18 protein-coding genes are annotated in these 23,367 nt (G+C 72.3%); 4 read left to right on the forward strand and 14 right to left on the reverse strand.

Going from position 1 to position 23,367, the window contains the following annotated elements; all coding sequences use genetic code 11:
* Window positions 1-16: 16 nt before the first annotated feature.
* From GA0070616_RS04690 to GA0070616_RS04715, 6 genes are all read right to left on the reverse strand, one after another.
* Window positions 17-5,182 (reverse strand): DEAD/DEAH box helicase, encoded by a 5,166-nt coding sequence (locus tag GA0070616_RS04690; protein WP_091076824.1) that lies wholly within the window; start codon window positions 5,180-5,182, stop codon window positions 17-19.
* Between the two features lie 224 nt (window positions 5,183-5,406).
* Entirely contained in the window at window positions 5,407-5,757 is a 351-nt protein-coding gene (locus GA0070616_RS04695; RefSeq protein ID WP_091076830.1) for a DUF2203 domain-containing protein, read from the reverse strand.
* A gap of 219 nt (window positions 5,758-5,976) precedes the next feature.
* Window positions 5,977-6,795, reverse strand: coding sequence for a pyrroline-5-carboxylate reductase (gene proC, locus GA0070616_RS04700; RefSeq protein WP_091076833.1), 819 nt, complete (start codon window positions 6,793-6,795; stop codon window positions 5,977-5,979).
* Between the two features lie 67 nt (window positions 6,796-6,862).
* The gene (locus GA0070616_RS04705; protein ID WP_091076837.1) at window positions 6,863-7,891 is read right to left on the reverse strand and encodes a 6-phosphofructokinase; all 1,029 of its coding nucleotides are present in this window, start codon (window positions 7,889-7,891) and stop codon (window positions 6,863-6,865) included.
* Between the two features lie 169 nt (window positions 7,892-8,060).
* Window positions 8,061-8,555 carry a pyridoxamine 5'-phosphate oxidase family protein gene (locus tag GA0070616_RS04710; RefSeq protein WP_091076840.1) on the reverse strand — a complete coding sequence of 165 codons (495 nt, stop codon included), beginning with the start codon at window positions 8,553-8,555 and terminating at the stop codon, window positions 8,061-8,063.
* An 81-nt stretch (window positions 8,556-8,636) separates the two neighbouring features.
* Entirely contained in the window at window positions 8,637-9,134 is a 498-nt protein-coding gene (locus tag GA0070616_RS04715) for a polyadenylate-specific 3'-exoribonuclease AS (protein ID WP_091076844.1), read from the reverse strand.
* A gap of 333 nt (window positions 9,135-9,467) precedes the next feature.
* On the opposite strand from GA0070616_RS04715, the gene GA0070616_RS04720 reads away from it, so the two are divergent.
* Window positions 9,468-10,160 (forward strand): Crp/Fnr family transcriptional regulator, encoded by a 693-nt coding sequence (locus GA0070616_RS04720; RefSeq protein ID WP_091076847.1) that lies wholly within the window; start codon window positions 9,468-9,470, stop codon window positions 10,158-10,160.
* Between the two features lie 140 nt (window positions 10,161-10,300).
* Here the strand turns inward: GA0070616_RS04720 and GA0070616_RS04725 are convergent, their stop codons facing one another.
* The gene (locus GA0070616_RS04725) at window positions 10,301-10,498 is read right to left on the reverse strand and encodes a hypothetical protein (RefSeq protein ID WP_245712656.1); all 198 of its coding nucleotides are present in this window, start codon (window positions 10,496-10,498) and stop codon (window positions 10,301-10,303) included.
* Between the two features lie 183 nt (window positions 10,499-10,681).
* On the opposite strand from GA0070616_RS04725, the gene GA0070616_RS04730 reads away from it, so the two are divergent.
* The gene (locus GA0070616_RS04730; protein WP_091076854.1) at window positions 10,682-14,251 is read left to right on the forward strand and encodes an ATP-binding protein; all 3,570 of its coding nucleotides are present in this window, start codon (window positions 10,682-10,684) and stop codon (window positions 14,249-14,251) included.
* 92 nt (window positions 14,252-14,343) lie between these two features.
* Here the strand turns inward: GA0070616_RS04730 and GA0070616_RS04735 are convergent, their stop codons facing one another.
* A complete protein-coding gene (locus GA0070616_RS04735; protein WP_091076857.1) occupies window positions 14,344-15,048 on the reverse strand; it encodes a lysophospholipid acyltransferase family protein in 705 nt (234 codons plus the stop codon).
* Window positions 15,049-15,387: 339 nt separating this feature from the next.
* On the opposite strand from GA0070616_RS04735, the gene GA0070616_RS04740 reads away from it, so the two are divergent.
* Together GA0070616_RS04740 and GA0070616_RS04745 are read left to right on the forward strand one after the other, a co-directional pair.
* Complete coding sequence (locus GA0070616_RS04740; RefSeq protein ID WP_091076861.1) at window positions 15,388-16,221, forward strand: hypothetical protein; 834 nt, start codon at window positions 15,388-15,390, stop codon at window positions 16,219-16,221.
* 172 nt (window positions 16,222-16,393) lie between these two features.
* Window positions 16,394-17,827 (forward strand): alpha,alpha-trehalose-phosphate synthase (UDP-forming), encoded by a 1,434-nt coding sequence (locus GA0070616_RS04745; RefSeq protein ID WP_091089880.1) that lies wholly within the window; start codon window positions 16,394-16,396, stop codon window positions 17,825-17,827.
* 25 nt (window positions 17,828-17,852) lie between these two features.
* Here the strand turns inward: GA0070616_RS04745 and GA0070616_RS04750 are convergent, their stop codons facing one another.
* The 6 genes from GA0070616_RS04750 to GA0070616_RS04775 form a co-directional block, all read right to left on the reverse strand.
* A complete protein-coding gene (locus tag GA0070616_RS04750; protein WP_091089883.1) occupies window positions 17,853-18,656 on the reverse strand; it encodes an alpha/beta hydrolase in 804 nt (267 codons plus the stop codon).
* 190 nt (window positions 18,657-18,846) lie between these two features.
* Window positions 18,847-20,256, reverse strand: coding sequence for a flavin-containing monooxygenase (locus GA0070616_RS04755; protein ID WP_091076865.1), 1,410 nt, complete (start codon window positions 20,254-20,256; stop codon window positions 18,847-18,849).
* Window positions 20,257-20,351: 95 nt separating this feature from the next.
* A complete protein-coding gene (locus GA0070616_RS04760; RefSeq protein WP_091076869.1) occupies window positions 20,352-21,059 on the reverse strand; it encodes an endonuclease/exonuclease/phosphatase family protein in 708 nt (235 codons plus the stop codon).
* A 10-nt stretch (window positions 21,060-21,069) separates the two neighbouring features.
* Entirely contained in the window at window positions 21,070-22,017 is a 948-nt protein-coding gene (locus tag GA0070616_RS04765) for an ROK family glucokinase (RefSeq protein WP_091076872.1), read from the reverse strand.
* Window positions 22,018-22,093: 76 nt separating this feature from the next.
* Window positions 22,094-22,738, reverse strand: a complete 645-nt coding sequence (locus GA0070616_RS04770) for a hypothetical protein (protein WP_091076876.1) — start codon at window positions 22,736-22,738, stop codon at window positions 22,094-22,096.
* 67 nt (window positions 22,739-22,805) lie between these two features.
* Complete coding sequence (locus GA0070616_RS04775; RefSeq protein WP_091076880.1) at window positions 22,806-23,261, reverse strand: SRPBCC family protein; 456 nt, start codon at window positions 23,259-23,261, stop codon at window positions 22,806-22,808.
* Window positions 23,262-23,367: the final 106 nt, after the last annotated feature.

Raw genomic sequence — 23,367 nt, forward strand, 5'->3', positions numbered from 1 at the left:
CGACTACCGGGCCCGCTCATCGCGTCCCTGCCTGGTGCTGCCCGAACACACTCGGGTAGCGGTCCACTGCTCGTTGCCACTCGCCCGCCGTCACCCTGATCGGCGTCCACCCCGCGTCGATCAGGCTCTCCTCGGCGTCGAGGTCGCGCCCCTGCCCGGCCGCCTCGCCGGGAACATCCACGAAGACCGCCGCGCGGTGCTCGCGATAGACCAGGTCGACCAGCGCCTCTGCCACCCGCTCCCGCCCGCCCTCCGGCGTCCGGTAGCCCGCCTGCGTCAGCCACGCCACGAACTGGGCGCCGGCTCCGCTCGCGTCGAGGCGGCCCGCAGCGTCGGCGGCACCGGTCGGGGTGGTCCGCGACCCGACCAGATCGAGCAGCAGGTTGGCGATCAGGTGCCGGTCGATCAGGCGGTGACAGGGCTGGTTCGAGTACGACAGCAGGCAGTCGTAGCAGCCCTGCACGCAGCGGTCGTCACCGCCGGCCACGTCCTGTTCCGCTTCCTCACCGGTCGCCGGGTCGAAGTGGGCGATCCGCAGCGCCTCGGTCGCCACCAGACTGATCGCGTCGGGTTCCTCGACGAGCCGGCGCAACACACCCGCACCGCCCTCGGCGCTCTCGATGAACAACATCCGCCCCTGCTCGTCAAGGTCGGGCAGCAACTCGCCGGCCAGCTCCGAATCCTCCAGTTGGAACGTCGCCTCGATGCCGCGCTCCAGGGCATATAGCAGTGACACCGCCTCCTCGTGCCGTGCCCTGCGGGTCAGCCGCAGCACCAGGATGTTACGGCGATCCTCGACGTACGGGATCACCCGCTGCTTGCGCTTGGTCTCGTCGGCGGAGCCGAGGTCCTCCTCGTCGGTCGTCTTCTCGGCCGCCTTCGACTCAGAGAGCCACTCCCCGCTGGTGGTGTCCAGCCAGAAGCCACGGATCTTCTGGTCCTTGCGCCGGGTCAACCCCAGGTTCGCCCGGCGGACGGTTGCCGCGTCGCCGTACACCAGGGCCGCCACGGCCGGGCCGTCCTCCGGCCCCACCGTCGCGGTGAGCTTGCCGGGCCGTCCGCCATGCTGGTGGAAACGGTACGACGTCTCGATCTGGAAACCGGAACGGCGGCGCTCCTCCTCGTCCGAGGAGATCCGCTCCCGGCGTTGGGTGCGGACCGTGTACAGGCGCAGCAGGTTCTCGTCGGTCGCGCCGAGCTGTTCGCCGCAGCTTTCGCAGACGTCGATGCCGGGTACGTCGTCGTGCAGGTGCCCGCAGGCGCGGCAACGCCGGGCGGAGCTGGTGAGCACGCTTTCCTTGCCCGGCTCCGCCGCCTGCTGCAACTGCACACCGCGCACCATGTAGCGGGCACCCTCGTGGTAGATCAGCGCCCCCGGGCCGAACTCGCTGATGCCGATGAAACGAGGCCGGTGGAGGTAGTCGCCCTGCCGCTGCCCGTTGAGCCCGGGAATGTAGGCGGCCAGCGGAAGTCGAGGGAACGAGTAACCCGGCAGGAAGCCCTCGGAAGCCAGGTAACGGTAGGTGTAGAAGTCGGTCTGAGGTTCGTCGGAGTCCTCGTTGCGTAGCAGGTCGAGCTGCACCCGGGCGTCGTTGGCCCGGCGGTGTGCCTCTTCCCGGGCCCGGTGCGACACGTTGGTGTCGACAGCCCGACGCCCCTGCACCTCGTACTCCCTGAACGCGGCACGGTAAAGCTTGCGCCACCGCTCCAGCGCCTCCTCGAAGCTGCGCGGGGCGCGTGCGATGACATCAGCCACCCAACTGGGGCGCCACCAAGGCGCGCTCGGCAGCTCCCCCGCCAGGTCGCTGGCAAGGGCCGCCTCGGCTCGGGCCAACGCCCGGCAGCGGGCCTCCGGGTCCTCGACAGACTTCTTCAGCTTGGGCAGCAGCTCCAGAGCCGGGTTCTCCCCACCGGTCTCCATCACCGCCGCCAGCGAGCTGGGCAGTTCCTCCGTCGTCTCAGCCAGCCAGATAGCCTGAAGGTGCGAGCGAACCAGATCCTCGTTGGCCAGGTCAAGGCGAGGGGGCTGCACCGCGCCGCCCACCATCTCGGTCTGACGCTTGAAGTAGTACTGGTCGTGCGCGCTGCCGGTGGAGCAGTAGGTGACCACCAGGGCCGGCTGGCCGGAACGGCCCGCCCGACCAGCCCGCTGCGCGTAGTTGGCCGGAGTCGGTGGCACGTTACGCAGGGCGACCGCGTTGAGTTCCTTGATGTCGACGCCCAACTCCATCGTCGGCGAGCAGAACAGCAGCGGCAGGTCGCCCTCGCGGAACTCCCGCTCCCGCTCCTGTCGCACCACCGGTGTGACCTGGGCGGTGTGCTCCTTGGCCTGGAGGCCGGTGAGCAGGTGCGAAGTGTCGCGATAGAGACCGCGGAAGAAGGTGTTCACCCGGGCGCCGACCTCACCGGAGAGCTGCTTGCGGACCCGGTCCTCTGCGCCCGCCCTGCCGTCACCGGCCTGCCAGAGCAGTGCGTCAGAACGGAGCCGGTAGCCGCCGATCAGGTCCTCACCTTCACCCGGTGCTGCCTGGATCACCAGACCCGCCTCGGTGAGCACCGCCAACAGGTCACGGATCATGCTCTGCGCATCGGCGATCCCACAGGGCCGGCCGGGGCCCTCATACTGCCGCTTGAGGTATCTCCCCAGCGCGCCACGGCCGGACAGGTGCAGGTATGAGCGAGGGCGTCCCCTGCCGCTCGGCTTCGGGAAGGCGATGGCCGCCACGGTGGCCCGCTCCCGCACACCGAGCGCCCACGGTTCGGCCAGGTGCTGGACCGACAGGCGGCGGATCTCGTCGAAACCCTCCTCGGTGAGGCACCGCACGTCGATAGCCAGGTTCCGGCGCAACTCGTCGAGCAGGGTCGCCGCGACCTCGTGGCGGTGCTCAGGGCTGTCATCGCGCAGCAGGTGATGGCTGCCCTCCCAGATCTCCTGGTCGGCCGCGACCTCGTCGAGGTAGCGGTAGCCGATGCGCAGTAGGCCGGTCTGCTCAAGGTTGGGCATGGTCACCCGCCAGCCGCGTTCCAGATCCAGGTAGAGCCGGTAGTTGACCATCTCGCGCAACGCCCGCCAGATCTCCTCCTTGCCGTAGCGGACCTCCGGCCTGCGGGCGAACTCGGTCAACTGCAACCCCAGCGCCGCCGTGACCTGCTGGGCCACCCGTTCGTGGGTGAGACCCTCCGGCTCCTTCTCGGCCGCCCGGTAGAGAGCACCGCGCAGCTGCACCACCTGCACGAAGTCGTTGAAGTGCCCGGCCTGGAGCGAGGCGTCCTGCCGGTTGTCGACGAACGACAGCAGCTTCCGCGCCGGCTTTTCGAGCGCCGGTTCGGCGCGCAGCGCCCGGACGATGCTGGCCCCGACCACCGACAGTGCCGAGCTGCGGCCCTCCGTGGATAGCTTGGCGAGTTGGGCGAAGTCGGTGCCCCGGTGACGCTCGTAGGAGACCCGGCAACGCAGGCAGAACCGGAAGGGGGCGGCGACCCAGGCGGCGGCGAAGCCCTTGCCCGCATCGACCTCGAACCCCTCGGCGTCGACGTGCACCACCTCAGGCAGATGCTTGCGCTTGTCCTCCGCCGGGATCGTGCTTCCGTCGTCGGCGAGCACCGTCCACGAGTACGGCAGCCGGCCATCTTGCACAGCGATCTCCAGGCTGTCGGGCCACGGCAGATCGTCGGTGAGGAAGAGGTAGCCGCCGCCCTCGCTGCCGTCCGCGTCCTGCCGCGCCTCGAAGCCGTTCACCGTCCGGCGGACGGTCAGATACTCCTGTCCGCACTCCCGGCAGAAGGCCAGCGGCACGAGGATCTTCCGCTCGGTGGAGCCGCTGTCCGGTGAGACGGTCTGGTAGCGGCTGGTGATGTGCCGTTGGACCGGCGGCTCGATGGTCACGTAGACGTTGTCGCCCTTGGAGAGGAACTGGTGCAGCCGGAAGGCGAACACGGGTCGGTCTGTCTCCGGGTCGATGAGCTGGGCACCGGCCTGAAGTACCGCCTGGATCGCAACCCGGCAGTCGTCGGTGGTCTCGCCGGTCAGCTCGGCCAGGTTGTCGGCGGCGTCCGGGACGGTGCGCGGACGCTTGCGGACCAGATGACCCGTACCCTCCTTTGGCTCGATGCCGAAGGCGCTCTCCACCCAATGGGCCAGCGGGTCCCCCAGGAAGCCAGCCAAATCTGGGCGGTTACCTGCTCGCAGCCAGCGTCGTACCCGCTCGGCGAGACCACCGGCTCCTGCTCCGCCGCCCGTCGTGGCCCGCCGCAGAGACTCGCCGATGACGTGCTCCGCATGAACGACCTGTCCGAACAGCCGGGTCGCCACGGCGGCGACCGCAGCACGCTGGTGTGCGGCGTCACCCTGGGTCGTCATGGTGGCCGACGTGCCGATGCATTGAAGATCCGGCGCTGCGCAGGCGTCTTTCGTGCGACGGACGAGGAACGCCACATCCGCCCCCTGCCGCCCCCGGTACGTGTGCAGTTCGTCGAGGACGAGGAACCACAACCCACCGGCCGCCCGGATCAGCCGGTCCCGTTCCCGGTGCCGGGTGAGCAGCAGTTCGAGCATCACGTAGTTGGTCAGCAGGATGTCCGGCGGATCCTTGAGGATCCGACGCTTGGCCTCGGCATTCTCCTGACCCGTGTAACGGTCGAAGCTGACCGGTGGTTCGCCGTCCGAAAGGCCCCAGCGCACGAACTTCTCCAGCTCGTGCATCTGGCTGTTGGCCAGCGCGTTCATCGGGTAGACGATGATCGCCTTGACGCCCGGCTGATACGTCCCGTCCGCCTTCGCCCGCAGCACCCGGTCAACGATCGGCACAATGTAGGACAAGCTCTTTCCCGAGCCGGTGCCCGTCGTCAACACATAGCTGTGGCCAGCCCGGGCAGTGACGATTGCCTCGCGCTGATGCTGGTGCAGACGCAGCGGCTGGCCGCCCGGGTCACCCTGGTGCTTCTTGGTGCGGAAGATCCGCTCGCAGTCCCTATGTAGCAGACCCTCGGCGACCAAACCGTCGATCGTTCCGCCGGAGGCGAAATTGGGGTTCAGCGACAGGTACGGAGCTGGCCACTGGTAGCCGGAGGCGTGCAACGTCTCGACGTGCTTCCGGACACGCTCGTCACGTGGATCGACGAAACTCGACGTGAACTCGCGGTAGTCCCCGATGAGTCGATCCCGCACATCGAAGACGTCCATAAGTGCTCCCGACACCTCACTGTATGAGGCTCCGATTCAACCACCCCGCAACCGATCCGGAAGACTCCGGTGTCGGGTCGAGACCTACTCCAGACCGTTGTCTTGAGGTGTCAGACCCCGACCGTCCACCGGTCAACCACCTCGTGTCGAAACTGCCTGTCGGCATTCCGACTTGATGGTCGAATTGGAGCCCGTACGGCTCGCCTGCCCTCGCTCCGGCGGCCTCAGACCGGGCGGCGGCCCGCGAAGCCGCACTCGACGCGGTGGTACCACCGCACGTCCGTGTCCCCCTCCAGCCAGCACCACAGCACCGGTCGGCCGTCGCGCTCGCCGGGGAAGTCGAGCAGCACCGGGGCGACGCCCTTGACCTGGATGTCGTGCTGGTGCAGCTCGTCGAGGACGCCGTGCAGCCGCGCCTCCAGGCCCTTCAGTTCGGCGCGGCCACCGAGCACGCTCAGACCGTGGTCGGCGAGGTCGGCGCGCAGTTCGGCCAGGTCGGCCCGGATCCTGATCAGCTCGTCGATCCGTGGGCGCAGGGTGGCCACCAGGTGCCGGGCCTGGGCGAGAGTGAACACCGGGCCAGTATGGGGCACCACGCTCACCGGAACGACCCGCGGCCTCGACGGGTTCGGCGTCGGGCAGGTGCAGAGGGCCGACCGGCCACCCGTCGCCGCACCAGACGCCGCACGAGACGCCGCGACTCGCGCCTTCGACCGGCCCGGAAACCGCGACCTGCCGCGATCCGCGTGGCACCAGCGCCGGACCGGCGCCGCGTGCTCTCGGCGCCGGTACGCTCAGTCGATCTGGGCGGCCAGCTCGCGGGCCCGGTCGCGGGCGGCTTCCAGGGCCGCCAGCAGGGCCGCGCGTACGCCGTGGCGCTCCAGCTCGCGGATGGCGGAGATGGTGGTGCCGGCGGGCGAGGTGACCGCCTCGCGCAGCTTCACCGGGTGTTCGCCGGAGTCGCGCAGCATGACCGCCGAGCCGATCGCGGTCTGCACGATCAGCTCGTGCGCCACCTGGCGGGGCAGGCCGAGCAGGATGCCGGCGTCGACCATCGCCTCCACCAGCAGGTAGAAGTAGGCGGGGCCAGAGCCCGACAGGGCGGTCACCGCGTCCTGCTGGGACTCGGGAACCCGGACCGTCGCCCCGAGGGGCTTGAACATCTCCTCGGCCAGCGCCAGGTGGGTGCCGGTGGCGTGCGCACCCGCCGAGATCGCGGTCATCGCCTCGTCGACCAGCGCGGGGGTGTTGGTCATGACCCGCACCACCGGAGTCCCGTCGGGCAGCCGGCGACCGAAGAAGGTCGTCGGCAGGCCGGCACACATCGAGATGACCAGCTTGTCTGCCGGCACCTTGGGCCCGATCTCCTCCAGCAGCGCCGCCGCGTCCTGCGGCTTGACGGAGATGGCCAGCACCTCGGCCTCGTCGACGGCGGTGAGGTTGTCGACCACCCGGACGCCGTAGCGGGCGGACAGTTCCTCCGCGCGGGCCGGCCGGCGGGCCGTGGCCAGCAACCGGTCCACGGGCCATCCCGAGCGCAGCAGCCCGGAGAGCATCAACTCGCCGATCTTGCCGGCTCCGATCACCGCGACCGTGTGCACCGCACCCGCCATCGGCCGTACCCCTTCCTGGTGGCACGGTGTCGCGGCGGGCCGAAGCCCGCCGCGACACCGGGGACGATCAGCTGCCGAAGAACACCTCGGCCTCGGCGTACCGCTCCAGCGGAACGGTCTTCAGCTCGGCCGTGGCGTCGGCGAGCGGCACCCGGACGATGTCCGTGCTCTGCATGGCGACCATCTTGCCCCAGTCGCCCTCGTGGACGGCGTCGATGGCCTGCAGGCCCAGCCGGGTGGCGAGCACCCGGTCGAAGGCGGTGGGGGTCCCGCCGCGCTGGATGTGCCCCAGCACGACCGTGCGGGCCTCCTTGCCGGTCTTGGCCTCCAACTGCTCGGCCAGCCACTGGCCGATGCCGCCGAGGCGGACGTGGCCGAAGGCGTCGAGCTCCTGGTTGTGCAGGACCATCTGGCCGTCCAGCGGCTGGGCGCCCTCGGCGACCACGACGATGGGGGCGTACTGGTGCTGGAAACGCTTCTCGACGTACCCGGCGACCTGCTCGACGTCGAACTGCCGCTCGGGCAGCAGGATCACGTTGGCACCGCCGGCGAGGCCGGCGTGCAGGGCGATCCAGCCGGCGTGCCGGCCCATCACCTCGACGACGAGGGTGCGGTGGTGGCTCTCGGCGGTGGTGTGCAGCCGGTCGATGGCCTCCATCGCGATGTTCACCGCGGTGTCGAACCCGAAGGTGTAGTCGGTCGCGCCGAGGTCGTTGTCGATGGTCTTCGGTACGCCGACGACGTTGACGCCCAGCTCGTGGAGCTTGGTCGCCACACCCAGGGTGTCCTCGCCGCCGATGGCGATGAGCGCGTCGACGCCCTGGGCGGCCAGGTTCTCCTTGATCCGCTCGACGCCGTTCTCGATCTTGAATGGGTTGGTCCGGGACGAGCCGAGGATGGTGCCGCCGCGCGGCAGGATGCCGCGCACCTCCGCGATGCCCAGCGGGCGGGACAGGCCCTCCAGCGGGCCCTTCCAGCCGTCCTGGAAGCCCACGAACTCGTGGCCGTAACTGGCGACGCCCTTGCGGACCACCGCCCGGATGACCGCGTTGAGACCCGGGCAGTCGCCGCCGCCGGTGAGCACGCCGATACGCATGATTGCTCATCCTCCTGGGGATCATCAGGTAAAGCCCGACAAAGCCCCAGGATATGGGTCAGAACAGACCATCGGCGCCGTTGCCGGCCCGGGGCGGGCCGTCACTGCGCACTGTAGTCGCCGTCCGGGCGACCCGACACACGCGCCCCGACCCCCACCCGGCTACCGGTCAGTAGTCGACCTGGCGGTTGTCACCCCCCGGCGGCTTGCCCGTCACCAGCACCCTGGCGATGCCGAGCAGGCTGACCACCCGCCCGCTGGGGTAGTCCCAGTACTCGGCGGAGGTGGCGTGCACGGTCACCAGGGTCAGGCCGGCGGTGTCCACCCCGTCCGGGAACCACGCCTTCAGCAGCGGGCTCCACAGCTGCTCGGCCTTCGCCCGGTCGAAGCCCTCCCGGGCGGTGCCGGACACCGACACCCAGGACTGCCGCTTCTGGTCGGAGAAGCTCAGGTTGACCTCGGGATTGACCCTCAGCTGACGCACCTTCGCCGAGTCGGCGTACGCGAAGAACCACAGCTCACCGTCGAACTCGGCCTCCTGCAGGGCCATCGGCCGGCTCACCAGGCGGCCGTCCAACGACGTGGTGGTGAACATGCAGACTCCCGCGTCCCGGATCAGCTCGGTGACCTTGCCACGGGGATCAGTGGTGGACTCGTCGGTCATGGCGACTCCTCGGGTCGGTGATCCCGAACCTCCTCGGGTCGGTGATCCCGAACCCCGTGCCCCAGACGGTGCGGAGCAAACCTAGGAACCGGTCATCGTCCGCCAGCGGGCCAGATTGTGCCGGGCGTCGACCAGGGCGTCGTGCCGGGCCGCGTCGGCGTCCGGCAGCGGCGGGCGGCCCCGGTCGTCCCACAACTGGCGCAGATCCTTGGTGAACCGGGGGATCTCCCGTGGCAGCGCCGTCATCGGCCCCCACAACTGGGCCAGCACCACGTGGTCGTACGCGGCGTACCAGGCCCACAGCTCCACCTGCTCCCCCGGACGACCCCGGACGGGCTCGACGAGGAACTCGTACAGCTCGTCGCGGATGCGCTGGCGGGACCGCCAGGCCCGGTCGGCCGGGGACGGCAGCCGGTCAAGCACGTTGCGCCGCACCCACGGCACCGCGCGGGAGTCGTCGAACTCCGTGGAGACCGCGTAGAACTCGCGGCCGTACTCGTCGACGACGCCGATCGACACCAGGTCGACGGTCCGGCCGTCCTCGATGAACTCGCAGTCGTAAAAGTAGCGGTACACCATCTGCGTCATCCTCGCCCACGCCGACCCGCACCGCGCGGGCGGGGCGGAGCCGGGGGTCGACCACGCGGTCCGCGGGGCGGGCGGGAAGCGACGAACCCGGGCGCGACGGTGCCGCCGACCCCTCGCCGGGAGCGTTCCCGGAGGTCAGAGCGCCACGCACCGGGATTCGGAACGGTCACGGAAGTGATTTCAGGGGTGTACAGCAAGCGACCGGAGCGTCATGATCTGATGTGTACCGCTGCCGGCGGGAAGCCGGCGTCAGTTCACCTAGTCAGGGGCCGTCAGGGTTCACGCGGTGAGCGGTGTGGTCCTTGACCGGGGAGGGGTGGGACCGTGGAGATGCGCCTGCCGGAGCCAGGCGACGCGCTCACGGGTGTCGAGATGTTCGCCGGGCTGGAGGCCGAGGCCCGCCAACGGGTGATCGCCGCCGCCGTGCCGCGCACCTACCGCAAGGGCCAGCTGCTGTTCGTGGAGAACGATCCGGGCGAGTCGCTGATCGTGCTGCGCCGGGGAGCCGTCGCCGTGTTCCGCACCGCTCCGACCGGCGAGCGTGCGGTGCTGTCGGTGATAAGACCGCCGGACGTGCTGGGCGAGGTCTCGCTGCTCGACGCCTCCACCCGGTCGGCGTCCGCTGAGGCCATCGAGGACTGCGCCGCGCTCGCGTTGTCCCGTCCGGCGTTCATGGACCTGGTCCACTCGAACCCGCGGATCCTCGACGCGGTGATGCGCTCGCTGGGCGCCCTCATCCGCCGGCTGACCGAGCAGAACGCCGATCACGTCTTCCTCGACCTGCCCGGCCGGGTCGCCAAGACCCTGGTCCGACTCGCCGGCGAGAGCCAGGCCCCCATGATCACCATCGAGTTGAACCAGAGCCAGCTCGCCGAGATGGCCGGTGGTTCGCGACAGAGCGTCAACCAGGCGATCGGCTCGTTCGCCAACCGCGGCTGGCTGCGCACCGAGGGGCGACGCATCGTGGTCACCGACGTGGCGGCGCTACGCCGCCGGGCGGGGATGAGCGACCGCTGACCCGCCGGGTGACGGTGACCCGGCCCTGACCCGCCGCCGACCCGGCCGGCCCCGCCGCCACGCCCCGAGCGACCGCTGAGACGACGCGCGGGGTCGGCGGCGTCCCACGCCGCCGACCCCGCGTCGGGCGGGTGCGCGATTCAGGGCGTGGTGCTGCCCGGCCCGGCCCAGTCGGTGCCGCCGGGCCCAGCCCAGTCGGTGCCGTCCTTGGTTCCACCGGACTGCTCGCTGACGATGCCCTGCGCCTGGAGCGCGGCGAGTGTCGCGGCGTCGACGTCCACGGAGTCACCGGCGAGGTGGGTGACCCCGCTGCTGTCGGTCCAGTCGCTCTGCAGCATGACGAAAACCATGGAACTTCCCCCCTGGTCAGCGGTTGACGATCGGCCGCCTGAATCTAGCCGTTCGGCACCGACGACGGAGCCCGACGCGGTGTCCGCAAACCAACAGCCCGGTACCCGACAACACGGGCGGCCGAGGATACTCGTTGTCAACCGACGCCGTCGGGCGTCGGCCGCTCGCCAGTGGAGGGTGTCATCGCCGCGCAGTGTGACCGCTGTGGACGCACCGCCGCCGAGGGCGACCGCTTCTGCGGTAGCTGCGGGGCGGAGCTCGGTGCCGTGTGCCCACACTGCCTGCGTCCGCTCGGCCGGGACGTCGCCTTCTGCACGTCCTGCGGCGCGCCCAGGGCAGGTGCGGAGCGCCCGCCGGTCATCCCCCAGGAGGACCGCCGGCGCGTCAGCGTGCTCTTCGTCGACCTGATCGACTTCACCCCGTACGTGGAGCGGGCCGACCCGGAACTGGTCCGGGGCATGCAGACCGGCTTCTTCTCCGCCGCCCGTCGCGTGGTCGGCCAGTACGGCGGGGTGGTGGAGAAGTACATCGGCGACGCGGTGATGGCGCTGTTCGGAGCGCCCGTGGCCACGGAGACCGACGCACAGCGCTGCGTACGGGCCGGCCTGGAGTTGCAGCGGGTGCTGACCCGGTTCGCCCCCACCGGCACCGACGGGCTGCGCTTCCGCGTCGGGGTGGCCACCGGCGAGGCCCTGGTCGACGTGGCCGCCGCCCGGGACGGCGGGCAGGCCATCGTGGCCGGTGACGTGGTGAACACCGCCTCCCGCATGCAGTCCGTCGCGCCGCCCGGCGGGGTGCTGGTCTGCGGCACCACCCACGCGCTGACCCGGGACACCATCCGGTACTCGGAACAGCCGCCGGTCACCCTGCGTGGAAGGTCCACGCCGACCGAGGTGTGGCTGGCGCTGGCGCCCGTACGCCGCCAGCCCACCGACCGCGAACCGGACACCACACCCCTGATCGACCGGGAACACGAGCTGGGCATCCTGGTCAACGCCCTGCACCGCAGCCTGCGTGACCGCCGTCCACAGGTGGTGACCGTCTTCGGGCGGGCCGGCATCGGCAAGAGCCGGCTGCTGCGCGAACTGCACCGGCACACCGACCGGCTGGTGGACGAGCCGCTGACCTGGCGTACCGGGCGCTGCCCGCCGTTCGGGGAGAACGTCACGTTCGCCGCGCTGGCCGACATCGTCAAGGCCGAGGCCGGCATCCTGGACACCGACCCGGCGGGCAGCGCCGCCCAACGTCTCGGCGTCGCGGTCGGTGAACTGGTCGGTGAACTGGTCGGCCCCGGCGAGCGGGACCGGGTGACCGACGCGCTGCGCCCCCTGGTCGGCCTGCCCGGCACCGCCCTGCCCGCGGAGGAGGCCGAGTCGGCGTGGCGGCGCTTCCTGCTCGCGCTGGCCGCGCGCGGACCCACCGTCCTGGTCTTCGAGGATCTGCACTGGGCCGACGACGCCATGCTGCGGTTCGTGGAACTGCTCGGCGCGGCGGCCCGGGACGTGCCGCTGCTGCTGCTGTGCACCGCCCGGCCGGAGCTGGTCGACCGCGATCCGAGCTGGGCGGGCACCATCACCGGGTCGGTGACCATCACCCTGCCGCCGCTGCGCGACACCGGCATCGCCTCGCTGTACGCGCACATGTTCGGCCCGGCCCCCTTCTCCGCCGACCTGCTGACCCCGCTGATCGAGGTGGCCGGCGGCAATCCCCTGTACGCCCACGAGTACGTGCGGATGCTGATCGAGCAGGGGGCGCTACGCCACTCCGGGCGGGGCTGGTCGCTGGACGACCACCTCGACCTGCCGATGCCGGAGAGCGTGCACGCGGTCATCGCCAACCGGGTCGACCTGCTCGACGCGAAGGACCGCGCGGTGCTGCTGGCCGCGGCGGTGGTCGGGGTGCAGTTCTGGCCGGGGGCCGTGGCCGCCGCACTGGGGCAGCCGGTCGAGTCGGTCGAGCGCGCCCTGCGTCGGCTCGAACAGCGCGACTTCGTCCACGAGCAGGCGACCTCCACCATGGCCGGGCAGCCGGAGTACCGGTTCCGGCACGTGCTGGTGCGCGACGTCTGCTACCAGCGGCTGCCCCGCACCGAGCGGGTCGCCCGGCACGAGCGTACGGCGGACTGGCTGGACACCCTGTCCTCCAGCCGCGACACCGACCTGGCCGAGGTGCTGGCCCACCACCGCTGGGCGGCCCACGAGATCGCCCGGACGCTGGGCGTGGACACCCGCCGCTACGCGGGGCCCGCGCGGGCCGCGCTGCACCGGGCGGCCCGTCGGGCGTACGCGCTGCACGGGCTGGACGCGGCCGCCGGCCACGCCGGCCGGGCGCTCGGCCTCGTCGACGACTCGGATCCGACGGCCCGGTTGCAGCTGGAGCTGCTGAGCACCGAGATCTCCTTCTACCGCGACGGCAACGCGTTCCTCTCCGGTGGTGGGCCCGTGCAGCTCCAGACCCTCGCCGACCGGTTGATCGCCCACGGCGACGACGCCTGCGCGGCCCGCGCCTGGACGCTGCTCGGGCAGGCGGCCTGGCTGCGTACCGACCGGCCGGCCGCGCTGGCCTGCCTGGACCGGGCGGTGCGGCTGTTCGAGCCGCTGCCCGACAGCGCCCAGAAGGCCGACGCGTACGCCGAACTGGGCCGGCTGCACATGCTCAACTACGAGCGCGATCCGGCGGTGGCGGCGGCGGACACGGCGGCGGAGATCGGCGAGCGGCTGAGGTTGACCGAGACCCGGACCAACGCGCGGATCACCGCGGCCACCGCGCGGTACCAGGCGGGTGACCGGGCCGGCCTGGACGAGCTGTACGCCCTGGTGGAGTTCAGCCGGGCGGGCCAGCTGCTGGCGCTGCCCCGGGCCACCCAGAACCTGGCGTACGCCGTTCGGGAGGAGGGCGACTGGCTGCGCTCGGACGCGCTGTTGTCGGCGGCACCGGCCCGGACCGCGAGCGGGCAGACGCTGACCACCAGCTATTCGGCCGAGGCGATGCGCGCCTGGTTCGAGGGCGACTTCGGCCGGCTGCTGACCGCCGCCGAGGCGTTCGTGGACACCCCGACGGGCGGTTGGGACATGCAGGTCCGCGGCCTACGGTCGTGTCTGCTCGTGCTGCGTGGCCAGCCGGTGCCCGCCGGGCCCGTCGCCACCGGGCCCGTCGCCACCGGGCCACCGCCGCGCGACGACGTGGCCGCCGCCCTGGACACCGCCCGCCGCAGCGGCTTCCACCGGTTGCACTGGACGATGCTGGCGATGGGCGCGCTGTGCCGTGCGGTGCAGGGGCGCACCGAGGAGGCCGCGGCCCTGGTCGACGAACTGGCCGACTCGTGGACGGCGGTGCCGGCCCTGGCCAGCGGCGAGTGGATCGCCGCAGCGGGTTGGGCGGCCACCCTCGCCGGACGCAAGGCCGCGGTGCGGGTGCGCACCATGCTCGATCAGGTCGGCCACCGCACGCCCTGGTCGGAGGCGGCCCTGCGCACCGTGACCGGGGCGCTGGCCGGAGCCGACGGCGACCACCGGCACGCCGCCGAACTGCTCGTGGCGGCCGCCGACACGTACGCGGGGATCCCCGACGTCACCGACCGGATGCTGGCGCTCACCTTCGCGGCCCGCGAACTGCAGCGGGCCGGTGACCGGGCGGCAGCCACGGGGCCGCTGGTCGAGGTGCGCGCCTTCGCGCTGCGCAACGACGCCCCCGTCCTGCTCGACCTGGCCCAACCGCCCTCCGCCGCGCTGGCCTGCTGAACCACGCCGCCGCCCCCGAGCCGCCCGCCCCGCACCTGCCCGCCCCTGCCCGCCCAAGGTGTGCCCAGCCCGGTTCAGCCCCGCTGCGCCCCTCAGGCGACGACGGGTTCCGCCGGTGTCGCGGCGGGCTGGAGCTTGAGTTTCTGGGCGTACGTGTCGACGTACTCGCGGCCGGACAGCTCCATCAGCTCGTACATGATCTCGTCGGTGACCGCCCGCTCGACGAACCGGTCGCCGGACAGGCCGGCGTAGCGGGAGAAGTCCAGTGGCGCGCCGAACCGGATCCGCACCCGTTTGACCTTGGGGATGAGCGTGCCGGGCGGCTGGATCTCGTCGAGGTTGAGCATCACCACCGGCACCACGGGTGCCCCGCTCTCCAGGGCCAGCCGGGCGACGCCGGTCTTGCCCCGGTAGAGCCGCCCGTCCGGCGAGCGGGTGCCCTCCGGGTAGATGCCGGCGACGCCCCCGGCGCGGAGCACCGCCAGCTGGGTGTCCAGCGCCGCGCGGGCGGCCCGGCCGCCGGAGCGGTCCACCGGGATGGTGCCGGTGCCCACGAAGAACATCCGGGTGAGCCAGCCCTTGATCCCCCGGCCGGTGAAGTACTCGGCCTTGGCCACGAAGGTGACCTTCCGTGGGGTGATCAACGGGGTGAAGATCGAGTCGGAGAACGACAGGTGGTTGCTGGCCAGGATGACCGGGCCGGTGGCCGGTACGTGGTGCAGACCCTCGACCTGTGGGCGGAAGACCGCCCTCAGCAGCGGGCCCAGGAGGACGTACTTCAACAGCCAGTACAGCACCGGCGTCCTTTCGTACGAGAGTGGGGCGCGACGGCGCCGCCCGGGTCGTCTCCGGCGGCGCCTGCCGTCGCCTGCGAGCCTACGAACTGCGGGCCGCGCACCACAACGGACGCCCGGACCGGCGTGGCTCACGCCCTTCAGCCCGGCGGTCCCCTCGCGGTCAGCGCGCAAACGGACATTGGTGCCGGGCCGCGACCAGCAGTCGGGCGACGACTTTGGAAGACGCGACACAACGCACTCCCGCAACCCCGTGCCGACGTGTCACGATTCAAGGCACAGCGTGCGATGGGCGTCGAGGGGCGGACACGACGCGCACGGGCGCGACGAGGAGGGTGGCCGGTGTCAGCGGGTGGTGCCCGTCGGGGACGACGGGACAACGGGCTCGACGCGAGCGAGTACGCCGTCGCCGGCGACGTGGATCCGCGCGTCGGCGAGCACCTGCTCGACGTGCTCGCCGCCGGCGGGATCGCCGCCTACCTCCAGCCCTCCGCCGACCTGAACCCGGTCACCCGCACCACCACCGTGCCGTCCCGTCCGGTCGACCGGCTCTACGTCGACCGTTCCCACCTGCGCACCGCACGGGACTACCTGACCCAGCTCGCGGACGAGACGGGCGGTGACCGGGGGCGCGAGGAACCGGACGTCGACGCCGAGTGGGCCCGGATCGTGGCCGGTTTCCACACCACCTCCTCCGGCGAACGTCCCTGGCCGGAGGCCGAGGACCTGGACGACGCGCCGCAGCCGCCGCCGGGCAGCACGGTCCGCTCCGGCGCTGACGAGATCACGGGGCCGACAGCCACCGACGTGCGCCGGCTGCCCTACGCGGCGGACGTGTCGGGCATCTCCCTCGGCCGGGGCCACCAGGACGAGCCCTCGCTGCTGGACGGGCTGGACACCTTCGGCGCGAACCTGCCCGACGAGGAGAGCGGCGACGATCGCTACGTTCCGCCCCCTCCCCCGCCGCTGCCGCGCATCTCGAAGTTCGCGGCCGTGGGGGTGCTGGCGGTGGTCGGGGGGTTTGTCCTCTTCCTCTCCCCCGACCTGCTGCCCGTCGACCGGGGGGTGGCGACGTTGCTCGGGTTCACCGGAGTCCTCGCCGGCTTCGCGACCCTGATCTGGCGGCTGCGTCCCGGCGACGGCGACGAGGATCCCGACGACGGCGCGGTCGTCTGACCGGCCGACTGTCCCCGCCCGCATTCCGGAACGATCACCGGCCCCACGACGGGGACGTAACAGTGGTGTAACTTACTGTCAGTAGGAATACCGCAGTACGTCACGTCCCCCGCTGACTGCCCGGTTCCTCTCCCACAGGGCGGTCACTCCCCTGCTGATCGGAATGCCCGAGATGCGACAGAGTTCCCTCGTGGTGGTGGCCAACCGCCTACCCATCGACGACAGCGTGGCACCCGACGGGGCCTGTGAATGGCGCCGTAGCCCCGGCGGGCTGGTCAGCGCCCTGCACTCCCTGCTGCGGCACACCCCCGCCACCTGGGTCGGCTGGGCGGGCGGCACCGGTCCCGCGCCCGCGCTGCCGGACGTCGACGGCGTCCGCATGCACACCGTCCCGTTGACCGCCGAAGACCTACGCGACCACTATGAGGGGTTCGCCAACGCCACCCTGTGGCCGCTCTACCACGACGCGGTCGAGCAGCCGGAGCACCACCGACGCTGGTGGGAGGCGTACCAGCGGGTCAACCAGCGCTTCGCCGAGGCCGCCGCCGAGGTCGCCGAGCCGGGTGCCGTGGTCTGGGTGCAGGACTACCACCTGCACCTGGTGCCGGGGCTGCTCCGGGCCCTGCGGCCCGACCTGCGCATCGGCTTCTTCCTGCACGTGCCGTTCCCGCCGCCCGAGCTGTTCATGCAGCTGCCCCGCCGGGCCGAGCTGCTACGCGGCATGCTCGGCGCGGACCTCGTCGGTTTCCAGCGGGCCCAGGCGGCGCACAACTTCGCCCAACTGGTGGCCAAGGTCCTCGGCCTGCCCGCCACCGACCGGCGGATCGCCGTCGACGACCGGGTGGTGCGCATCGGCGCCTTCCCGGTCTCCATCGACACCACCGAGATGGGCGCGTTGGCCCAACGCCCGGACGTCGCCGACCGGGCCCGCCGGCTGCGCAACGACCTCGGCAACCCCGACCACGTGATCCTCAGCGTCGACCGGATGGACTACACCAAGGGCATCGAGCAGCGGCTCAAGGCGTACAGCGAGCTGCTCGCCGACGGGCACGTGAAAGTGCGCGACACGGTACTCGTACAGGTGGCGGTGCCCAGCCGGGAACGGGTCGGGCAGTACCAGATCCTGCGCGACCGGGTCGAGCGCGAGGTCGGCCGGATCAACGGCGAGTTCGGCCGGGTCGGCGAGCCTGCCATCCACTACCTCACCCAGCCGTTCGACCGGGCGGAGCTGGCCGCCCTCTACCGGGTCGCCGACGTGATGGCGGTGACTCCGCTGCGCGACGGCATGAACCTCGTCGCGAAGGAGTACGTCGCCGCCCGGCTGGACGACACCGGGGCGTTGCTGCTCAGCGAGTTCGCCGGGGCCGCCGCCGAGCTGCCGCAGGCGTACCTGGTCAACCCGCACGACCTGGAGGGCCTCAAGCGCGGACTGCTCTCGGCGTTGCGGGCCGACGAGGCCGACGTGAGCGCCCGGATGCGGGCGATGCGGGACCACCTGCACCGGCACGACATCCGGGCCTGGGCCCGTTCCTACCTGACGGCTCTCGACGAATCCGGCTCGCTGCTGGCCCGGCTCAACGCACCGGCTGACCCCACCACCGGCTGACCCACCGGCCGCAGACCCCGGCCGGTCAGCGACCGTCGTCGGCCGTCGGGTCCTTGACCAGCCAGTCCAGGATCGCGTCGATCGGTTCCCGCCAGCGCGCGTCGAGCATCATGTCGTGCCCCATCCCGGGAAACAGCAGCGGCGCCGAGCCGTACCGCCGCGCCGCGCGGGTCAGCGCCGCCGGCGGCACCACCCGGTCGTCCGGGCTGCCGAGCACCAGCACCGGCGGCCCGCCGACCGCCGGTTCCGGGGTCGCGCCGGCCAGCAGTTGCCACTGGGCGCGCCACCCGGCCCGGCCCAACCTCGCCGCGTACCGCCGGGCGTCGGAGTCGGGCAGCTCCCGGCTGAAGAGCTGACGGCGGTGCAGCCGCAGTCCCGCGCCGACCGCCGCCGGCAGGGTGCCCAGCGGGTTGCGGCGCAGCGCGGTGACCGCCGTCGCCCAGCCTCCCAGCACCGGGGCGACCAGCACCGCCGCGCGGGCCGGGTAGCGGGCCAGGGCGTGCGCCACCACCAGGGCCCCGGCGCCGTGTCCCACCAGCACCGCCTGGCGCGGCAGGCCCGCGGCCACCTGGACCACGTCGTGGGCGTACGCCCGCAGCGTCGCCTCCGGCGCCGCGCCGCTGCCGCCGTGTCCGCGCAGGCTCACCGCGTGGGCGGGGAAGCCCCGGTCGGCGGCGTGCGCCAGCCAGTGTTCGGCGTACGCCCAGGCACCGTGGCCGAAGCCCGGCACGAACAGCAGCGGTGGGCGGCCCTCCTCGACGTCGGGGACGACGCCGAGCACCTCCCGTGTCACCGGTCGGACCGGGCGGGCCCACTCCCGCCCCCGCATGATCCGCACCCGTTCGACCGTCCGCGTCACTGTGCCCGCCTCTCGCCAACCACCGCGGGGCCGCTCCGCCGCACGGCGGCCACACCGGCCTCCCCGCTCTCGACGGCAGTGCTCCGCCGTGCTCCACATCCGCCCACCACACCGGCCGCCACCTCGGACGGCGGGTGCCGCCGCACCGCACCCCACCCGGTCACCGGGAGCCCTCCAGGTCGTGCAGCGCCCGCTGGACGGCGCGCAGGTAGTCGGCGTGGCCGACCTCGAACCAGTGCCGGCTGGAGTCCTTGACCGGCCCCGAGTAACGCTGACCGGCACCCGCGACGACCTTGGCGGCGAAGGCGTCGGCCCGGTCGGGTCGGGTGGCGCGCAGCCGCAGCAGCCGGGCGAACAGCACCGTCTGCCAGTGCGACAGGGTGAAGATGCCGGAGTCGGGCTGCACCAGGCCGGCCACCGCGAGCGTCGGGTGCCCGGGGACGAAGGCGTTGAGCCACAGCCGGGGCCGGCCCGCCCCCTCGCCGTCACCGAGGATCCGCGGGTCGAGGAACTCGAAACGCGGCAGGTAGCCGGTGGCGAAGACGACCAGCTCCGGATCGATCTCGCGACCGTCGGACAGCTCGACGGCGTACGGGTGGAAGCGGGTGACGTCCGGCACCGGCCTGATCGCCCCGTGCCCCACGTAGTAGACGAGCTGGCTGTTGGCGATGGGGTGGGTCTCGTACACCCGGTGGTCGGGTCGGGGCAGCCCGAACCGGGTGAGGTCGCCGACGGTCAGCCGCAGCGTCCAGTGATAGAGCCACTGCCGCACCCGCAGCGGCACCCGCAACGCCAGCAGCGCGTCGTTGACCTGGTCGGCCGGACGGCCGAGCACGTACTTCGGGGCGTACCAGTAGCCGCGTCGGGTGGAGTGCCAGCACCGGGACGCCTGCTGGGCGGCCTCGACGGCGATGTCGCAGCCGGTGTTGCCCGCTCCCACCACGAGGACCCGCTTGCCGCGCAGCTGCGTCGGGTCCTTGTAGGACGAGGCGTGCATGACCTCACCGCGGAACTGTTCCAGGCCCTCGTACCGGGGCAGCTTCGGTGACCAGTTGTGCCCGTTGGCGACGACGACGGCCGCGTACCGGGAGGTGCGTTCCGGGCCGTAGCCGCCGGTGCTGCGGGTGGTGACGTCCCACCGTCCACCCTCGACGGGCTCGACGCGGGCCACCTCGGTGCCGAACCAGATGTGCGAGCGCAGGTCGAAGTGGTCGGCGTACCGCTCGAAGTACGCCAGCACCTGACTGTGGTGCGGGTAGTCCGGCCAGTCGTCCGGCATCGGGAAGTCGGGGAACTGGGTGAAGGGCCGCGACGAGATGAGGTGGGTGCTGGCGTACACGGGACTGCGGTCGTGTCGCCAGTTCCACGCGCCGCCGACCCCGGTCTCCCGCTCGTAGCAGTCGACGCCGAAGCCGTGTTCCCGCAGGTTCTTGATGGCGGTCAGGCCGCTGGCCCCCGCGCCGACGACGCAGACCGTGTCGCCCCGGTCGGAGACCGGGCGGCCGTCACGGGTCAGGGCGAGCGTGCTCGCCTCCGGGTCGGGCCGGCCGGGGTCGGTGGAGGTGGGCACCGGTGATCTCCTTTTGTGCGGCACGAGTGCCGGGACGCGCTGCATCCTCTCCACAACGACAGCGGTATGTCCAGCCCCCGGCGCGGTGTCGCCGGTCAGTCGGCCGCGGGCAGCAGCAGGTCGACCAGGACCGGGAAGTGGTCGCTGGCCCGCCGGGTCAGCGGGGTGTCCACCACGTCGTAGTCGACCACCTGGATCCGGGGGTCGACGAACAGGGCGTCGATGCGCCGGCTCGGGTTCGCGCAGGAGAAGGTGAGCCGGTCGGCGCGGTCGGTGGCCACGGCCGCGTCGGTGAGCCCGGCGGCGACGGTTGCCCAGGCCGGGCCGTCGGGGCCCTCGTTGAGGTCGGCCGCGGCGATCACCGGCAGCGTCACCTCGTCGAGGTCGCGCTTGAACAGGGCGGCCTGACCGGGCCGCTCGGCCGCATCGGTCGACAGGTGCGAACCCGCCACCGTGAACCGCGCGCCGCCACCGACCCGGCAGTCGGCGTACGCGGCGCCGCGCAGGTGCCGACCCGGGGTGAGCGGGAACCGCCGGCAGCGGGTGCCGGTGACCCGCACCCGCAGGCTGGTCAGCAGCAGGTTGCCCAGCGAGGGCAGCCCGCCGGCGGCGACCACCAGCCCGAAGGACTCGGCCAGCGCGGCGGACTTCTCCCGCCAACGGAACCGGCGGGGCCCCTCCTGCACGATCACCACGTCCGGCGCGGCGGCGCGGACCACCTCGGCGAGCGCGGCGGTGTCGTCGCGCTGGCCGTGGACGTTGTACGACACGACGCGCAGCGGCACGCCCGGAGCCTGGCTCATCCCACCCGCCCTAGATCCGGCGGGCCAGGTCGGCGGCGCCGATGACCCCGGCGGTGTTGCCCAGCTCGGCCGGGCGGATCTCGGCCACCGGCAGTCGGCTGCGCTGTGCGAGGGCGTCGGCGAACGACCGGCGGGTCGGGCCCATCAACAGCTCGCCCGCGTCGATCACACCGCCGCCGACGACCAGCACCTGCGGGTCGAGGATCTGCGCCATGTCGGCGAGACTGGTGCCGAGCCAACGCCCGACCTGCGCGAACGCCTCGGCGGAGACGGGGTCGCCGCCCTGCGCGGCGGTGGTGACCATGGGGCCGGTGACCGCGTCGGCGTCGCCGCCGGCCAGTTCCAGCAGGGCGACGGCCCGGTGCGGCTCCTGCCGGGCGGCGGCGCGGGCGAAACGCACCAGGGCGCTGCCGCTGGCGTACTGCTCGATACAGCCGAGGCGTCCGCAGCCGCACTGGTGACCGTCCGGGACGGTGAGCATGTGGCCCAGCTCGGCGGCGATACCGTGGGCGCCGCGTACCAGGTCGCCGCCGAGCACGATGCCGCCGCCGACGCCGGTGCCGATGGTGAACATCACCATCGAGTCGTCGGCGTGCCGGGCGGCGCCGTAGCGGAACTCCGCCCAGGCGGCCACGTTGCCGTCGTTCTCCACGATGACCGGCAGCCCGACGGCCGTGCTGACGTACGCCCGCAGCGGCTCGTCCCGCCAGGCCAGGTTCGGGGCGAACAGCACCGTGGAGCGGGTGGCGTCGATCCAGCCCGCGGCCCCGATGCCGACGGCCTCGATGTGATGGCCGGCGGCCAGCTCGGTGACCAGCTCGATGATGACGTCCCGGGTCTTGCCGACGTCATCGGCGGGGGTGTCCCGTCGGGTGTGCACGAGGACCGTGCCGGTGTCGTCGACGACACCGCCGGCCACCTTCGTTCCACCGACGTCGACTCCGATGGTCAGCGTCACCGCTGCCTCCCCCTCTGCTGTGCTGCCCGGCATCCGGGCGGAACCGCCCGTGGTCGGATGCCGGATTGTCCGGTGGTCAGGCTCCGTCGCCCGGTGCGCTCTCCTCGTCGCCGGGCTCCCGCGAGACGGGCACCACGGGACGCTCGGCCGACGTGCGGACGGGCACCGCGGCGGCCGGCCCGGCTGCGTCGACGGGCGGAGCGGCGGCGGCCGGGACGACCACGTCCCCCGCCCGGGTCGCGGCGGACCAGACGTCCCGCTCCGGCGCCGACGGAGAATCATGCCCGCTACGGGTGGCCTCGCGCCACACGTGGTCAGCGTCGGCGGCCGGGGTCGCGCCGTCGGCCGACTCCGGTGGGGACGCCGACGGGGTGTCGGCCGGGGCGAAGGCGCGCAGGAAGCTCGCCAGGCCGGCAGCCAGGTCACCGGCCCCGGTGGCGAGTCGCTCGGCGAACTCGGGGCTGGGATCACGCAACGCGGCAATGCCCCGACAGACCGGACATACAGCCCATTCGGCGGCACCGGTGGTGAAACCGGTGCTCGAACCGGCGTCGGACGCGCCCGACCTGGCGTTGTGACCGAGGACACCCGACACGATCCCACCGAGCGGACCCCACTGCCCCGCCCCCGGAGCTGCCGCGGCGATCCGTGCGGTGGCCAGCACCGTGGCGACCAGTCGCTCCGCCTCCTCCCGGGCCGAACCCGGTTCCGTTGTACCCATGCGGGGCTCCTCTACCGTGGTGACCGGGTCGCCACAGCCGCCCTGAGCCGTCAGGGCGCCTGCCGTGTCACTGCACCGAACCAGGTGCTTCTACCCGGCGCTTGAGCTGCTTCAACGCCGTATCCATGATCATTCTTTCGGCCTTGCGCCGGAACATCCCGAGCATCCCCACGGAGAGCTCCACCTCCAGGGTGTAGGTCACCGTGGTGCCACCGCCCGCCCCGGCCACCAGGTCGTACGAGCCGCGCTGGCTGCGCTGCATCTTCGACGGCGCCACCAGGTGCCACTCGATGCGGGTCAGGTCCTCGGCGTACTCGTAGGCGAGCACGTACTCGTCGGCCATGACTCCGGCGTCGATGGTGAACCGGACCTGGCTGGCGTAGCCGTCCTCGTACTCCTCGACCACCTCGACGTCGCGAACCGCCTCGGTCCACTCCGGGTAGCTCGGGAAGTCGCAGATGACCGCGGCCACCTGGGCCGGTGCCGCGTCGATGGTGATCGACTGGGTGGAGGAGTCCGCCATGTCCGGGAGGCTACCCGCCCGGCGGGCCCCTCGGAATGATCCACTCGTGTGCCGCATGTCGCGCCCGTCGGGGGCGCGGGGGCGGGGCGACCTGCCGGGACCAGGC

The organism is Micromonospora nigra (assembly GCF_900091585.1).
In the GTDB taxonomy this organism is placed as follows: domain Bacteria; phylum Actinomycetota; class Actinomycetes; order Mycobacteriales; family Micromonosporaceae; genus Micromonospora; species Micromonospora nigra.